Annotated in this window: 12 protein-coding genes and 4 tRNA genes; 12 read left to right on the forward strand and 4 right to left on the reverse strand. The window is 55.7% G+C overall.

Features of this window, described 5'->3' with window-relative positions:
- The first annotated feature begins 151 nt into the window (after positions 1-151).
- Positions 152-227: transfer RNA gene (locus tag B7364_RS00195), tRNA-Val, on the forward strand.
- A gap of 41 nt (positions 228-268) precedes the next feature.
- Here B7364_RS00195 and B7364_RS00200 read toward each other — a convergent pair.
- On the reverse strand, positions 269-1942 hold the full coding sequence (locus tag B7364_RS00200) for a peptide ABC transporter substrate-binding protein (protein ID WP_085337927.1): 1674 nt from the start codon (positions 1940-1942) through the stop codon (positions 269-271).
- A gap of 80 nt (positions 1943-2022) precedes the next feature.
- Between B7364_RS00200 and B7364_RS00205 the strand changes: the two genes are divergently transcribed.
- The 5 genes from B7364_RS00205 (at position 2023) to B7364_RS00225 (ending at position 6901) form a co-directional block, all read left to right on the forward strand.
- Positions 2023-2925, forward strand: coding sequence for a hypothetical protein (locus tag B7364_RS00205; protein ID WP_085337928.1), 903 nt, complete (start codon positions 2023-2025; stop codon positions 2923-2925).
- Positions 2926-3029: 104 nt separating this feature from the next.
- Positions 3030-3692, forward strand: coding sequence for a TetR/AcrR family transcriptional regulator (locus B7364_RS00210; protein ID WP_198533981.1), 663 nt, complete (start codon positions 3030-3032; stop codon positions 3690-3692).
- Entirely contained in the window at positions 3689-5038 is a 1350-nt protein-coding gene (locus B7364_RS00215) for an HlyD family secretion protein (RefSeq protein ID WP_085337930.1), read from the forward strand. The genes B7364_RS00210 and B7364_RS00215 overlap by 4 nt, the downstream gene beginning before the upstream one ends.
- Positions 5035-6639: a DHA2 family efflux MFS transporter permease subunit gene (locus B7364_RS00220; protein WP_157893377.1), complete on the forward strand. Its 1605-nt coding sequence runs from the start codon at positions 5035-5037 to the stop codon at positions 6637-6639. The genes B7364_RS00215 and B7364_RS00220 overlap by 4 nt, the downstream gene beginning before the upstream one ends.
- A 185-nt stretch (positions 6640-6824) precedes the next feature.
- Positions 6825-6901: transfer RNA gene (locus B7364_RS00225), tRNA-Asp, on the forward strand.
- A 95-nt stretch (positions 6902-6996) separates the two neighbouring features.
- On the opposite strand, the gene B7364_RS00230 is transcribed toward B7364_RS00225, so the two are convergent.
- Entirely contained in the window at positions 6997-8349 is a 1353-nt protein-coding gene (locus tag B7364_RS00230; protein ID WP_085337932.1) for an O-antigen ligase family protein, read from the reverse strand.
- A 161-nt stretch (positions 8350-8510) separates the two neighbouring features.
- Here B7364_RS00230 and B7364_RS00235 point away from each other — a divergent pair, with 161 nt between their 5' ends.
- From B7364_RS00235 to B7364_RS00245, 3 genes are read left to right on the forward strand one after another with little or no spacing between them, the layout of a single operon-like run.
- The gene (locus B7364_RS00235) at positions 8511-9797 is read left to right on the forward strand and encodes a NupC/NupG family nucleoside CNT transporter (protein WP_085337933.1); all 1287 of its coding nucleotides are present in this window, start codon (positions 8511-8513) and stop codon (positions 9795-9797) included.
- A gap of 17 nt (positions 9798-9814) precedes the next feature.
- A complete protein-coding gene (locus B7364_RS00240) occupies positions 9815-10438 on the forward strand; it encodes a glutathione S-transferase family protein (RefSeq protein WP_085337934.1) in 624 nt (207 codons plus the stop codon).
- The gene (locus tag B7364_RS00245) at positions 10438-11457 is read left to right on the forward strand and encodes a threonine aldolase family protein (protein WP_085337935.1); all 1020 of its coding nucleotides are present in this window, start codon (positions 10438-10440) and stop codon (positions 11455-11457) included. Before B7364_RS00240 ends, B7364_RS00245 begins: the two co-directional genes overlap by 1 nt.
- A 9-nt stretch (positions 11458-11466) precedes the next feature.
- Here the strand turns inward: B7364_RS00245 and B7364_RS00250 are convergent, their stop codons facing one another.
- Together B7364_RS00250 and rlmB are read right to left on the reverse strand one after the other, a co-directional pair.
- Positions 11467-12099 (reverse strand): YjbE family putative metal transport protein, encoded by a 633-nt coding sequence (locus B7364_RS00250; RefSeq protein ID WP_085337936.1) that lies wholly within the window; start codon positions 12097-12099, stop codon positions 11467-11469.
- Positions 12096-12944, reverse strand: coding sequence for a 23S rRNA (guanosine(2251)-2'-O)-methyltransferase RlmB (rlmB, locus tag B7364_RS00255; RefSeq protein WP_085337937.1), 849 nt, complete (start codon positions 12942-12944; stop codon positions 12096-12098). The genes B7364_RS00250 and rlmB overlap by 4 nt, the downstream gene beginning before the upstream one ends.
- A gap of 86 nt (positions 12945-13030) precedes the next feature.
- On the opposite strand from rlmB, the gene B7364_RS00260 reads away from it, so the two are divergent.
- The 3 genes from B7364_RS00260 (at position 13031) to B7364_RS00270 (ending at position 14443) form a co-directional block, all read left to right on the forward strand.
- Positions 13031-13969, forward strand: coding sequence for a GIN domain-containing protein (locus B7364_RS00260; protein WP_085337938.1), 939 nt, complete (start codon positions 13031-13033; stop codon positions 13967-13969).
- Positions 13970-14219: 250 nt separating this feature from the next.
- Positions 14220-14305 (forward strand) — tRNA-Tyr (locus tag B7364_RS00265).
- 64 nt (positions 14306-14369) lie between these two features.
- Positions 14370-14443 (forward strand) — tRNA-Gly (locus tag B7364_RS00270).
- Positions 14444-14543 lie beyond the last annotated feature (100 nt).

The raw sequence follows: 14543 nt of genomic DNA on the forward strand, positions 1-14543 counted from the left end.
ATAGCTCGGCTAGAACGGGAAGGGGCCCTGACAGACCTGTTGGGGCCTTTTTCTGTTGCCAAATGGGTTTGGACATTCTGCTTCCAAGCCTGAAGCGGCTGCACGTGGGGCCTTGCCAGAAACCCCATCCAGCCCCTATGGAAGCGGCGTGGGGCGGTTAGCTCAGCTGGAAGAGCATCTCGTTTACACCGAGAGGGTCGGGGGTTCGAGCCCCTCACCGCCCACCATCTCCCAAATCAAGCGTGAGACCTCTCGACGGAGCAAGCCCTCACTTAGCGGTTTTCGCCTCTTTGGTGCACATCAGGCGGAAGGGATTGTCCCCGGTGCCATTGATCACATAGCCAGTGATTCTTGGGTTCACTAAGTGACGCATGGAATCGAAAATGACCGGCGTGATGCCCAATTGGTCCAGGGCACGCGCCTCGGCTTCAAGAAAGGCTTTTTCGCGAAGCTTGATATCTGCGGTCTGTGCGGCCGTCTCCAACAATCGATCATAGACGGGGTCGGTGAACCCGCCATCATTGGAACCACCGCCTGTTTTGATGAGCTCCAAATGCTCTATGGCATCACTGGTAATGGTTCCCCAGCTTGCATCGGCAAACTGATAATCGCCCCGTTGAAGTGAAGCATAGTGGATGGCATTGTCATTGCCCTGCAGCGAGATTTTGACCCAAGGCGCGATCGATTGCCAATTGGCTTGCAGGACTGGGGCAATCTTGGGAACCTCGCCCGAGTTTCGGTGCGCAAATGTTAAGACCAGTGGCTTTGTGGGGCCATAGCCCGCCGCTTGCAACAGGGACTTGGCCTGAGCAACACGCGCCTCTTGCGATTGCCCTTTTGAGGCCAGCGTGACGGTGCCACCAGCATAGGATTTGATCCCTTTCGGCACGATGGAATAGGCAGGCTCAGACCCATCAGCCAATACTTTCAAGGCTATGAAGTCGCGATCTACCGCCATGGAGAGGGCTTGACGCACCCGCAAGTCCTTAAACTCCGGCCGGCGCATATTGAAGGAAATATAAGAAGTACGCTGACCTTGGGTGACATGGGCATAGCCCGGCATATTCTGCTTTATCTCTGCAAGGCGAGAGCCCGAAAAATCAAAATTCATGTCCAAACTACCAGCCCGCACCGCCCGTTCAGCTGCAATGACGTCTTTGGTTGGATAGAAATAAAGATCGGTCAGACAAACCGAAGCGGCATCAAAAAACGTGGGATTCTTGGTCAGATGGACGAAGTCACCTGCTTTCCACTCCTTGAGAAGATAGGGGCCATTGCCGACAAAATTCTCAGGCTTTATCCACCCATCGCCATGGGCAGCTATACTCTGCCGCGGGACGGGTGACGCATTCGCCCATGTCAGGACGCGCGGCAAATAGGGGGCAGGGCGGTTTAACTTGAATTCGACGGTTTTGGGATCTAGCGCGCGAACCCCTAAGGCCTCTGCTGGCAGTTTGCCACTGCGCACGGCCTCGGCGTTTTCAATGAAGAAATAGACGCTAACCGAGGATGATGGCGGTACCGAAGTCATGAGACGATGCATCCCAGCGACGAAATCTGCCGCCGAGACAGGTGTTCCATCTGACCATTGCGCGTCGCGAAGTTTAAAGGTCCAAGTCAAGCCATCTGGGCTTGTGGTCCATGATGTCGCCATGCCTGGGGCAACATCGCCATTTGCGAGGTTGGTGGTCAGCCCCATGAAAAGGGCGTCGGCGATACGGCCTTCCCATGATCCATCAAGCTTATTGGGGTCCAAGGTGCCGGGTTCAGCAAAATTGCCGATTTGCAAGGTCCGCGCCTGGCCGGGTTTGTTTCCATTGCCACAGGCGGCTAGCGCCAGAACCATGGGGATGAGCAAGTGGGCAAGCTGTCTGTGGCGCATATTTTTGGCTTTCACATGGGTAAAGGTCTGGGATTGCAGATGAATATGCCGCTTGCGCATTGCGCAAGGAACATTTTTGATTTACCCCTTTCCAAACGGTAATATCTTGAAAATCAGACAAATAAACATATAGCTCAAGCATGCAGAATAGTTTGACCCTTGATGCGCAAACCAAAATGGAGCGCGGCACAGGTGCACTCGGGGGCACAGCGGCACTGGTCAGTCGCCGCCACGAAGTTCATAAATTTGATGGTTTTGTAGAAGCTGCGCGGCGTTGGGCCGACACTATGCTTGTCTTGAGCGATCAGGACCGGGCCGTCGATGGTATCTTTAAAGATGCCGGTCGATTTGTTGCGGCCATGTGCGCCGTTTCGATGCGTGAGGAGGGGGTCACCCTTGTCAAATTAAAGGCACTATGTGCGCGCTTTGGCTTATTGAGCGCAGGCCGAGCGCGCGCGGTCCTCTTATTCTTGCGCTACCTCGGCTATGTTGATGTCTGGGGGCGGAAAAGCGTCAATGGCGCCACCACTTATAAGGTCAATCCGACCTTTGTTGCCGCTTGGCGCCTACAGTTAGAGGCGATCTTTTCTTCACTGGCCTTGTTAGACCCGCGCGTCGGTCGATTGCTGGATGAGGTCAAGGACGACGCGATCTTTGATGCGATTTGCGCGTCTCAGATTGACGAATTGGCCAGTGATGTGGACGCGTTAAATCGCTTCCCAGAAATCACCCAGATTTTTGTCAATCGGGCCGCCGGTTCGCAAGTCCTATGGTATTTATTGAGTTTTCACCGCGACGAGGTGTTTCCCTCACCCAAGCCAGTTCCTTTCAATCCAGTCATTCTGGCGGAACGCTTTAGTGTCTCTGCCGTCCATATTCGCCGGATCGTCAATGCAGCCATAAACGCCAATCTGCTGAAATGGGTGGACGAAGGACATATGGTGTTCACGCCCAAAGCGCTGGCCAATTTATACGACTTTTATGGGGCGCAAATGTCTTGCCTGTTGCGCACCGCGTATCACGTTCTCAACTTGCTCGATTAAGTCCCACATGAGCCCTGAGGTGCTGCGGCAATTTGCGTCAGGCCGCTTTCCTTCAAAAGGGCTCGACAACTAACTGTCCAGTCAGTTATATAGATCACATGAATGTGATCGAGCCGAGTGCAAATCAACCAAAATGGACCCGCAAGCCAGAGGCGCGGCCGGATGAAGTGCTGGAAGCGGCCTTAGATGTCTTTGCCATCAATGGATTTGCCGCGACGCGGATGGACGACATTGCCAAAGCAGCAGGCCTGTCTAAAGCAGCCATCTATCTTTATTTTCCTTCTAAGGATGATGTGTTCAAGGCGCTGGTTGAGCAGAGGATTGGCGTTCTTCAGGCCCATTTTGATACCGCCGCAAAGGATCAGAAGCGCGATCCTGTGGCGGGGCTTCGCTTGATAGCCCGCATGTGGGCGACATCCTTCCACGATTTGCGTGTTGCAGCTTTACCGCGCATCATTTTGGCTGAAGCTTTGCGTTTTCCAGAACTTGCTGAATTCTATCATCGTACCGTGATTGAACGCACCCAAGGGGCGCTGGTTGAGTTGATTCAAGCGGGCATAGATGCAGGCCGTTTCCGTCAGGTTGAGCCCCTTTTGGCTGCTCGGGCTTTGGTATCGCCCTTAGTGTTTGAGATTCTGCGACGTCAAGCCTTTCCGTCTCACAATTCAGGCCCGCCCATGGAAACATTGGTCGAGGCAATTTTCGACTTGTTTTTGAATGGCATTACCGCCGCACCTGCGCCCAATTACCGTGGAGAGAACCCATGAACCGGAAGACGATCTTGACCAGTATTGGTGGCGTGGTCGGCCTTGGGGCCCTCTGGGCTGTCGGGAGCTGGCTCTTGGTTGGACGCCATCATGTGTCGACCGACAATGCCTATGTGCGCGCCGATATCACCATGGTGGCTGCCAAGACCGAAGGCTATGTCCGCAAAATTGACGCCCATGATCATGCAAAAGTCTTGTCCGGGGCCTCGCTCGTGATCTTGGATCCCCGCGACAGCCAAGCCAGTGTTGCTGCCGCCGAGGCAGATCTTGCGCGTGCCATGGCAGAGGCTGCCCGGGCGCGCGCAGAGGCCCGCCGCATCGCTTCTGAAGCCAATCGCCTAGGGGCAGAAGCCGTGGCTTCTGCTGCCGGGGCTAAGCAAGCTATGGCGATGGCGGATCAAGCCCGCGCCGAAGCCCGTAGCCGCACCCTCAGCGTGGCTGTCGCTTCAGAGCAAGTGACCACTCAATCGGATCTGGTAGTCCAAGCTCAAGCCTCCTTGCGCGCGGCAGAATCGGCCAATCAAGTTGCAGAAGCCGATCGCCGCCGTTTTGCAGCTTTGGCTAAGCAGGGCTTTGTCTCGCAAGCGCGGATGGATCAAGTCGAAGCCCAAGCAAATGCTGCTGCAGCTCGGGTTGCTGAAGCCCATGCTGCGGTTGCGGTCGCCCGTCAACAAGTCACTGTCCTCAGTGCCTCGCGCGCCAAATCGAGCAATGATGTGGGGTCTGCAGGGGCGGGGGCCTTGGGTGCCCAGTCGGGGGCGGAAGGTGCTTTGGCCAAAGCGCAGGCCGCCGCGGCAGGGGCCGCTTCTGGGCGCAGCGCCATCGGCTCGGCCGAGGCCTCCATTCAGGCTGCCGATGCAGCTGTGCTTGCCGCCCAAGCTCGCCTCGATGCAGCAAAGCTTGGTCAAGGCTATGCGCAAGTTACGGCCCCTATTTCTGGCATTGTTGCCAATCGCACCGTGCAAGTGGGCCAGCTTGTGCGACCTGGCACGATTATGATGGCCTTGGTACCTTTGGATCAGGTCTATGTGGTCGCCAATTTTAAAGAGACTCAGATTGGTAAATTGGCCCCGGGCCAAAAGGTTACTTTCAAAGTCGATGCTTTCCCCGATCAAAAGGTCACCGGCACGATCGAAAGCGTTGCACCAGCTTCGGGCTCGCAATTCTCGCTCTTGCCCACAGACACAGCGACTGGGAATTTCACAAAAATTGTCCAACGGGTTCCTGTTCGGATTATGATTGACCCCGAGTGGCGAGCCAAAGGCATTTTGCGGCCAGGCCTTTCAGCGGTGGTAGATGTGGATACGCGAGAACGTGAAGCCCCAGCTAAGGTGGCTCAGAAGTGAGCGGGGAACCCCGCGCATCTGGCTCGGCGTCGCCGCCACCCGGACCGGGCGGGCTGGTCTATCCAAAGCCAACAATCGGTTTATGGATTGGCTTTGCTTGTATGGCCTTGGGCAATTTCATGGCCATTCTCGACATTCAGATTGTCGCCAGCTCCCTGCGCGAGATTCAAGCCGGGGTTTCGGCCAGTGCGGATGAGCTTGTGTGGATTCAGACCTCCTATCTGGTGGCTGAAGTGATCGCCATCCCTTTGTCGGGTTTTATGGGACGGGCGCTATCCATTCGAAACCTGTTCACCGCTGCCGCATTGGGCTTCACTTTGGCTTCTTTTGGTTGCGCCTTTGCCCAGAATATCGGGACGCTTGTGTTCTTCCGGATCATTCAGGGCTTTATGGGCGGGTTCATGATGCCCACCACGTTTGCGGCAGGCTTCTTACTCTTTGCCGAGAAGGATCGCGCGACCGTCAATGTGATGATGGGGATGATTATGACCTCGGCTCCTGCAATGGGGCCAGCTTTAGGTGGGTTCATTACCAGCGCGCTGGGTTGGCATTGGCTGTTTTTGGTTAATCTGGTCCCGGGCCTTATTTGTGCGGCGGGCTGCTTCATGCTGATCCCCCTCAAGACGCCCGATTGGCCACTCTTGCGCCGCATTGATATCATCGGACTCATTGCCTTGGCGGTTTTCCTTGGCTCGCTCGAAATTGTTTTGGAAGAAGGGCCACGCCAAGGGTGGCTCGCGAGCAGTGAGATCGGCTTTTTCCTCGTCACCATGTTGACAGGCGGAGGGGTCTTCTTTTGGCGTGCCTTCACCTTGGAGGAGCCTATCGTCAAGCTGGATGCGTTCACGGACCGGAATTTCGCGGTCTGCGCCCTTTTGGCCTTCACTGTGGGCATCGGCCTATATGGCTCCGTCTATTTACAGCCCTTATTCTTGGGTCAAGTCCGGGGCTATAACTCGCTCCAGATCGGCCAAGTCATGTTTGTGACCGGCGTCTTCATGCTGATCAGCGCGCCCTTTGCCCGGCAACTCATCATGCGGGTTGACCCAAGGCTTGCGATTTTTGTAGGTGCGAGTCTTGTCGGAGGCTCCTGCTTGCTGCAAGCCCATTTGACGGCGCAATCAAGCTTCTGGGACTTCTTCTGGCCGCAGGCGATGCGGGGTAGTGGCTTAATCCTCTGTTTTGCCACGTTATCGACCATTGCACTTGGCACCATGCCACCTCAGAAGATTCAAAGTGCTTCTGGCTTGTTTAATCTGACGCGAAATTTGGGAGGGGCTATCGGGTTGGCGGTTCTGTCGACGATGAATGATTATTTCACCGTCTTCCACCGCACCGAGCTTGGTTCCGCGATGAATGTGGGTGATCCACAATTGGCGGATCGGCTCGCAGCCTCTGCCGCAAATATGGCGACCCATGGGGTGGCCAATCCAGAACTGGCGGCCCTTGCCCAACAGGTGCAGTTGCTCAACCGGGAGGCCGCGGTCATGACGTTCAATAATTTATTCGTTCTGATCGCGGGATTTTTGGCCCTGTCGATTCTGGTGATTCCGCTTTTGGCGCGCGCCAAACCCAATCAGGGTTCTGGTGGTGTTCATTAGGCTTGGGGGAAGCTTCCTCAAAAATAGGCGTTTTTGCGCGGCTTTGGCTTGCTCTATGAAGTGGACCCACCCATTCATTACAGTTTTCCTGCAACGAAGTTGCGATGATCGCTTGACCGGCTGAGGGGAGGAGTCTATCACGCCCGCCTTGCCGAAGCGGTGACGCAACGGTTTGAGGAAACAGCGCGGGCGTAGCTCAGTCGGTTAGAGTACCGGCCTGTCACGCCGGGGGTCGCGGGTTCGAGCCCCGTCGCTCGCGCCATTCCAAGCCCCGCCTGATGTGAGCTTGCTCCATCAGGGCGGTGGCGGGAAGGTTCGGTTTCATTTTTCTAGATCTTGTTGCGTGTAGTCCTTGGGTCAAACCAAGATCGGTCTGCCTTTGATCCGGTCTCGATGATTCCAAGCCGACAAAGCCGTTTTCACAATCACGATCTGAACAATCAGGGTCATGCCGTCCATCGGATAAAGCCCAATGACTTCTGTGAAGGCCATCGCGGTGATCGCCGTGAAGATACCGATCATAGGCATCATGGCTGGCTCACGCGCTGCCTGCATCACAATTTGCCACCATGTTCGGGCAAAGGTCAAAGCAATCAAGACAAGCCCGATCAATCCCAGTTGCAAGCGAATATCGATTGGCGTGGAATGGGCGTCAGGTGGCCTGAAACCCTCCATAGCCGCTGTTACTTTATCGACTGGGCTTGTCAAAGAGGTGTCGGTCCAAAAGGCTTGATAGCCCCAGCCCAGCCAGGGCCTTACAGAAATCGGGTCCTCTAAAGCGCGCCAGATATCGGTGCGGCCCGTCAGGGTTGGCGCTTTTCCCAAAAGCTGAAATACAAGGGGCGCAAGGATGGTGATAACCAAGAACGCAATTGCAAGACCCGAAACAACCGCCCAGACCGACAAAACTGCGGCACTGGGGTGGCGCTGCGCCAGCCAAACAGCGATAGGCATGGCCATCGCAAGCCCGGTTACCAAGATCGCGGTGGTTGCTTCACTCTTGATTGCACACAGAGCGATGATCACAAGGGCAGGGGCTGTCCAGATGACCGCCCGCGGCTGCATGAGCGCATAGCCCATAACCCCTCCCGATGCGACGGCCATGGCTACGCCCAACGTCTGCTTAAAGCTCCATATACCCGACCAAGCCCCGGGATAAATCTCCGTCATCACCCCCCACTGCGGGGTCAGAATGGCAAGTCCTGCTGAGACGACAGCCTGCATCGTAAACAGGCATGCTAGAATCCGCGCGAGCCGTAACCAGCTCAAATACTGGCTGACCATGCAGGCTGCCCCATAGGTCACACACATCAAGAGACCCTGCCGAAGGGTGAGATCAGGCTGGTTCGACCATTGAAAGCTCGCCATCGTCCATAAAATGAAGAGGAAGAAGGGCCCGCCCACCAAAGCGGTGCGTAAGGCCATATGCGGCTTATAGGCGACCGCTAGAGCAGTCAAAAGCACTGTAGGCGCGTAAATGAGGAGAGACCAAGCAGGAGCCTCCTTCAAATGCTGCACCTTCATGACAAAAGCCACGGTGGAGCCAAAGCAGCAGAACAGATAAAATGCGATGGCCAGATCAATCAATATGATCTTGCGCCGATTGTCAGGATGGGCGGCACCAATCGGCACATCGGCAGGCTCGCGGCTGACCGTTGGGCGTCGACGGGACAGAAAATCTGCCGCTGGATGGTATAAGGGCCTGCTCACGTTCCAACTCTTAGCCTAAAATGTTGAAAGTCTGGTCAACAAATCCTCGCGAGCTCTGTAGCAAGCATCTGGGCTGCAGAGGAGTGTCGATCGGCCTTCCCCAATCCCTTGGTCCGCCTTAAGCAGGAAGTCTGAGCCGTGACACGAATGGGGTGGTCGATATGGAATGGGGCTGGGACAACGCGCGCGCTATCCTTGGTGCAGTCTTAATCATCGGTCTTTGCTGGGCGATGAGTGAGAACCGGAAGACCTTTCCGTGGCGACTGGCATTGGGGGCTATGGCAGTGCAGGCCTTTCTTCTGGTTCTCTTGTTCGCAGTTCCGGCCTCACAGGGTTTCTTGAATGGGGTCAATTCGGCCGTCGATGGTCTCAATGCCGCAACCGTTGAAGGCACGAAATTTGTCTTTGGCTATTTGGGCGGCGGTGAGGCCCCTTATCAGTTGGCCAAGCCCGGCGCACCACCTCCGTTTGTTTTCGCATTTCAAGTCTTGCCGCTAATCCTCGTGATTTCAGCCCTGTCGGCAGTGCTTTGGCATTGGAAAATCTTGCAATGGGTCACGCGCGGCTTTGGCTATTTGTTTGAGAAGTCGATGGGGCTAGGGGGGGCGTCTGCGCTGGCAACTGCCGCCAATATCTTCATGGGCATGGTGGAGAGCCCGATTGTGATCAAGGGCTATCTCGACAAACTCTCACGCTCTGAGCTTTTTATGATGATGGTTGTAGGTCTTGCTACCGTTGCAGGCTCTACCATGGTTGCCTATGCCGCTATTCTGTCACCCACTTTGCCCAATGCCGCCGGCCATGTCCTGGTCGCGTCAATCATCACCGCCCCTGCAGGCATTTTGCTGGCCCGCGTCATGATCCCAGAGCAGCCTGGCCAATATGTTGATGGCATGGATTACAGCTCCGCCCTCAAATATGAATCGACGATGGATGCCGTCACCAAGGGTGTTCAAGATGGAATGATGGTGGTGGTCAATGTTGGTGCCTTTTTGTTGGTCTTTGTGTCTTTCGTTTGGATCGCTAACGGCCTTCTAACCATTTTTGGCGACCAAGGGGGTGGCCCACTGACCCTGCAGCGCATCTTTGGCTACTTGTTCTCACCGCTTGCTTGGATCATCGGTATCCCGGCTGAGGACATGCAGAAGGCAGGCGGCCTGTTTGGTTCCAAGCTCTTTTTGACGGAATTTGTCGCCTTCATTGAACTCGGCAATATCCCAGTCGAAGCCTTGAGCGAGCGCTCGCGCATGATCATGACCTATGCGTTGTGCGGCTTTGCCAATGTGGGCTCCATTGGAATTATGACCGGTGGCATGACGGTATTGATGCCCGAGCGGCGAAACGAAATCCTCAAGCTTGCGTGGAAAGCCCTGATCCCTGGTTTCTTGGCCACCTGCTTATCCGCGACGATTGTGGCGGCTCTGCCTATGGGCGTGTTTGTCCATTGATAATCCGAGGTCTCACGATGAAACTTTACACAGCTAAGCTCGCCCCTAATCCGCGCCGCGTTCATATGTTTCTGGCCGAGAAGGGCTTATGGGAAAAAGTCGAAAAGGTGCACCTCGATCTTGCCACTCAGACCAAAGTGCCTGAGCATTTGGGGCGCAACCCTATGGGGCTTGTGCCCGTTTTGGAGCTCGACGACGGCCGCTTCTTGACCGAGAGCCGTGCGATCTGCACTTACCTCGAACATCTTCAAACAGAACCTAATTTAATGGGGGAGACTCCTGAAGAGCGGGCCTTTATCGAGATGTTTGATCGACGGGTTGAGTGGGGCGTGCTTCTGCCTGTTGCCAATTGGGTGCGGCACGGTCATCCAGGCCTAGCGGTTCTGGAAAAGCCCCAAATTCAGGCCTTTGCCGACGCCTCTGCCGAGAAGGCCAAGGTCGCCATGGAATGGCTCAATGCGGATTTGGCAGATCGCGCGTATGTTGCAGGTAATCGGTTCACCATCGCAGACATCACGGCCTTTGCCGCACTTGAATTTGGGCGGATTGTGAAGTTCAAGCCGTGGGAGGTCCACCCCAATATTGCGCGCTGGCGTGACGCGGTGAAAGCGCGACCTTCGGCGGATGCGGGCCTTGCCTAATGTTTGGCTCCGACAATCAAGCCCCAGCCCACCCACGTGTCTTGGAAGCCATGCTGGCCGCCAATGAGGGGCGCTGTGGAAGCTATGGCGATGATCCTTGGACTGTGCGCGCGCTCGATCTGCTTTATGAGGTTTTTGAGACACGAGACCTAGACGCCTATTTTGTTGGAACCGGCGGGGCGGCCAATGGCTTAGCCCTGTCTGCTCTGTGCCCACCTTGGGCGGCAATCATGGCCCATCCCCATGCCCATGTGCTGGAGGATGAGGGCAATGGCCCGGAATTCTTCACCAGTGGCTCTCGCCTCGTTGCCTTGGGCTCTCAGGGGCTTTTGGTTCAGCCTGAGGATGTCGAAGCCGCTGCTGCCCGCCATAACCCGGACTTTGTTCATGGGCTCCAGCCCCGGGCGGTCACCTTGACTAATTTGAGCGAGAGTGGACAGGTCTATCTCCCCGATCATATGCGTGCGATCAGCAGGGTCTGCGCGAAGGAACATTGGGTTCTCCATGTTGACGGTGCCCGTTTTGCCAATGCGGTGGTTGGGACAAAGGCATCTGCAAGCGAGTTATCGTGGCGGGCAGGGGTTGATGCCTTGAGCTTTGGCTTGACTAAGAATGGGGCTGTGGCAGCAGAGATATTGATCCTGTTCGGCCAAGCCCGCACCAAGGCCACCGCTTATCTGCGCAAGCGCGCTGGCCAACTTTTCTCCAAGCACCGCTATTTGTCCGCCCAAGCTGTCGCTATGCTTGAGGATGGTTTGTGGCTCTCCCTTGCAGGCCATGCCAACCAGATGGCAGCCGATTTGGGCGCGTGTTTTGAGCGGGCAGGGGCCCATTTAGCGGCTCCTGTGGCCGGCAATGAAGTATTTGTGCACCTTAATGCCAACCAGAAGATTGCCCTCCAATCCGCAGGGATTGGCTTTTACCCATGGACCACGTTCGGCCCAGACACCTATCGTTTCGTAGCCTCTTGGCAAACTGCGGTCGACGATATCGCCGTCGTCGCCAAAGCTTTGGCCTAAGCGGCCAGCTCAGCCCGTTTTGGCAACCAAGAATTCCCACACCTGCAGGCCGCCATGCCACACCATATTGGCTGCAACCAGATAGATGACGGCAACGCCCAAATAGCCAATCCAGCGATGCTTTTGCAAAAGATTAGCGATGAGGTCCGCGGCAAAAGCCATGAAACCAATGGCGCATAGAAGGCCAAGCGCCAAAACGACCATATGGCCTTGGGCAGCCCCAGCCACGGCCAATACATTGTCGAGCGACATCGACAGATTGGCGATCATCACGGTGATGATGGCGCTAGTCAGGGTCTTGGGATGGGCCATTACATGGTCTGGAATCCCGTCATGATCGGCGTCGGCTGCGTCTTGCTCGCGCAATTCCGTCAACAGCTTCCAGCCGACCCACACCAACAGCAAACCGCCCAGCAATTGCAAGCCAGTGATCAGCAAAAGCTTTGCTGCAACCAGTGCGAATAGAACACGCAGGACAACAGCACCAGCAAGGCCCCAGAATATGACCTTCCGGCGTTGCTCGACCGGCAAACCTGCAGCGGCCAACCCAACAGCAATCGCATTATCGCCTGAGAGGGCTACATCGATGGCCAGGATCTCGAGGAGCTTTATGCCCTCACTTATCATGATTTCAGGCGTCATCCGTCGGTCGACTTCTTCTTTTGCGCCATATGGGCCGCATAGAGGGCAATGGCGGAAGCAGCCGACACATTCAAGCTTTCCATTTGCGGATGAATGGGTATACGCGCCAATCGGTCGCACCGCTCGCCCACCAAATGGCGCAAGCCTTTGCCTTCTGCCCCCATGACCAGCACGACCGGCGAGCTATCAAGCACGTCAGCCAAATCTTGCTCGGCCTCTCCGGATAATCCCACTGTCATCCACCCATCTTCGGCCAATTGAACAATGGTTTGAGCAATGTTCACCACACGGACATCGGGCACCAATTCAATGCCACCAACGGCAGCCTTCGCCAGCGAACCGGTAATGGGCGGGGCTTTGCGGTCTTGCTGAATGATGGCGCGCACGCCAAAGGCGGCGGCGGAGCGGAAAATGGCCCCGATGTTTTGCGGATCGGTCACTTGGTCCAAGATCAAGGCAATACCTTCTGCCGTGGAAAGCGCTTGGTCGAGGTCGCTACTTTCCAGCGGATGTACACGCACTGCGATGCCTTGATGAACGGCACCGGGCGGCAAAAGGGCCGACAGACTCTCGCCATCGGTCAAAGCAATCTTGCTCTTATCCACTTGGCTATCGTCTAAACTTTCCAGCGTATTGCGGGTCGCACGAAGCTCTAGCACCTTGCGCTTGGGATTGGCCAAAACCGCAAGTACTGCATGTGTGCCATAGATCCACATGCTGCCATCGCTTGGCTTATCATCGCGGGTTGGGCGCGGCCCCTTTGCCTTCCAAGGCGCACCGGAAGACCGGTCGCGTCCCGAGTCTCTGCCACCGTCCTTTGGACGAAAACGTGAATTCTTAGTCATGACTTTCTTTTAACGGGAAAAAGGCGGCGCTGTCGCCTATAAGGGCTGCTGAAACTCTTTTGAGGACGGACAGGAGATTGAAGATCATGTTGACACGTAAGCAAGGCTTAGGCCTGACATTTGGAATCGGATTGGGTGCGGCTCTGGTCATTGGCTTTCAACCGGTTGCAGCCCAAACTGATGGGCAAGCCCGTTTGTTGGAATTGGATGGTGTTGCTGGCCAAGTCGAAATTCGAACCTCCCCCGGGGCTGCATTCAACGTCCAAGTGACGCCCGGTGCTAAATTATCCGCCACAACAGAGCGGGATGGGATAGTTTTACGTGTCAAAGGTCCAATCCAAGGCAAAATGCGCACCAATTGCAGCAGTTATAGCCAAAATGGCCGCCGTATCGAGGAAATCAAAATCGATGGGGTGCGCTATACAGCAGAAGATCTTCCCAAGATTGTGGTGACAGGGCCAAGCTCCATGGGGCTGCGAATCAAGCGTTCACTGATCAGTGGCAAGGCCGGGGATGTCGGCGGGGCCACCATTACCATGATCGGGTGTGGTGATTTTGCTTTGGGCAAAGTGACCCGCAATTTGGAACTGACCTTGGCGGGCTCTGGCGATTTTCGTACCGAAAGCGTCGGTGGTGATCTAAAGGCGAGCTTAGCGGGCTCTGGCGACAATCAAACCGGCCGCGTTGGCGGCAATTTGAAGCTGGACCTTGCAGGCGCCGGCAATACCAATATTGGCTCGATTGGCGGTCGAACCGAGATCAATTTGGCGGGATCGGGCAATATCCGCCTCGGCGAAGTCCAAAGGGATGTGTCCATCAATCTCGCAGGATCAGGGGACACCTTTATTCAGGGTGGCCGCTCGCGGTTGGAAGCCAATATTGCAGGCTCTGGCAATATACGTCACGGCGGCACGGTCATCGACCCGCAAATCAACATCATTGGGTCGGGTGATGTGTCAGCAGCCAAATTGGAAGGAAGCCCCCGAGTTACCAGATTAGGCTCGGGCGGCTTTCGGGTTGATTAGGGCCGCTTTAGCCGATTGACAGGGCGGGCCTGTGTGCCAAAATAGTTTCGTCCTGCAGTTATGTGAAACTCATCTGCTTGATCACAGCCAATCGCCATTGCGTTTGGAGCGACCATCGCTATAACGCGGCCCTTCCAGAGCGGCTTGCCGTGGCTGGGGCATGAAGTGTCTCATGTCCGGCAAGCGGGTTTGGAACTCCTGAAACGCCGTTGCGGTATGTGCTGGCATCGGTTGCGATTGGGTGTCACCTGGTGAGGTGGCCGAGTGGTTAATGGCAGCAGACTGTAAATCTGCCCTCGAGAGAGTACATAGGTTCAAATCCTATCCTCACCACCAGTGACATCCCAAACCGCAATCCTTGAATGGCCAACCTGGGGCTCGTCGGTTCGGGAAATCGGATGCGGGTATAGCACAATGGTAGTGCAGCAGCCTTCCAAGCTGAGGATGTCGGTTCGATCCCGTCTACCCGCTCCAGTTTTTTGAATTTTGTAGCGTCTTCAAACGCTATGTTACTAGAGACGAAGGGCACGACCATGGCTAAGGAAAAGTTTGAACGTACGAAACCGCATTGCAA

Source organism: Aquidulcibacter paucihalophilus (assembly GCF_002105465.1).
Lineage (GTDB): Bacteria > Pseudomonadota > Alphaproteobacteria > Caulobacterales > Aquidulcibacteraceae > Aquidulcibacter > Aquidulcibacter paucihalophilus.

What these genes read in the sequence shown, in the direction of transcription:
- rlmB (WP_085337937.1), bottom strand. Translation starts at nt 12,944, where the DNA reads ATGACTAAGAATTCACGTTTTCGTCCAAAGGACGGTGGCAGAGACTCG.
- B7364_RS00205 (WP_085337928.1), top strand. Translation starts at nt 2,023, where the DNA reads ATGCAGAATAGTTTGACCCTTGATGCGCAAACCAAAATGGAGCGCGGC.
- B7364_RS00250 (WP_085337936.1), bottom strand. Translation starts at nt 12,099, where the DNA reads ATGACGCCTGAAATCATGATAAGTGAGGGCATAAAGCTCCTCGAGATC.
- B7364_RS00235 (WP_085337933.1), top strand. Translation starts at nt 8,511, where the DNA reads ATGGAATGGGGCTGGGACAACGCGCGCGCTATCCTTGGTGCAGTCTTA.
- B7364_RS00200 (WP_085337927.1), bottom strand. Translation starts at nt 1,942, where the DNA reads ATGCGCAAGCGGCATATTCATCTGCAATCCCAGACCTTTACCCATGTG.
- B7364_RS00245 (WP_085337935.1), top strand. Translation starts at nt 10,438, where the DNA reads ATGTTTGGCTCCGACAATCAAGCCCCAGCCCACCCACGTGTCTTGGAA.
- B7364_RS00260 (WP_085337938.1), top strand. Translation starts at nt 13,031, where the DNA reads ATGTTGACACGTAAGCAAGGCTTAGGCCTGACATTTGGAATCGGATTG.
- B7364_RS00240 (WP_085337934.1), top strand. Translation starts at nt 9,815, where the DNA reads ATGAAACTTTACACAGCTAAGCTCGCCCCTAATCCGCGCCGCGTTCAT.
- B7364_RS00215 (WP_085337930.1), top strand. Translation starts at nt 3,689, where the DNA reads ATGAACCGGAAGACGATCTTGACCAGTATTGGTGGCGTGGTCGGCCTT.